The organism is Corynebacterium sp. AOP36-E1-14, assembly GCF_052377495.1.
In the GTDB taxonomy this organism is placed as follows: domain Bacteria; phylum Actinomycetota; class Actinomycetes; order Mycobacteriales; family Mycobacteriaceae; genus Corynebacterium.
Window position 1 is genome coordinate 1 of sequence record NZ_JBQSWV010000087.1, and the last position, 307, is coordinate 307.

Sequence of the window (307 nt, forward strand, 5' to 3'; positions counted from 1 at the left end):
GGCGCAGCGCCGAGGTTCTACGAAGCTGGTTGCAGCAACGCAGCGAAGCGTTCCGCGAGTCGGTTCAGGTGGTGACGATGGACGGCTTCGCCGGCTACGCCACCGCCGTGGACCACGCCCTGCCCGCGGCGACGAAGGTGATGGACCCATTTCATGTGGTGCACCTGGCCGCCGAGAAGCTCACCGGGTGTCGGCAACGCCTGCAACGAGAAACGACCGGGCGGCGTGGACGCAAGGATGACCCGCTGTACAAGCACCGTCGTAGCCTGATGACCAGGACGAACTATCTGACCGAGCGGCAGAAACA

1 protein-coding gene is annotated in these 307 nt (G+C 64.8%); it reads left to right on the forward strand.

Translation table 11 applies throughout. The features are described from left to right. On the forward strand, nucleotides 1–307 hold a 307-nt coding region (locus tag ACT3TD_RS14860; RefSeq protein WP_444615253.1), incomplete at both ends, for an ISL3 family transposase.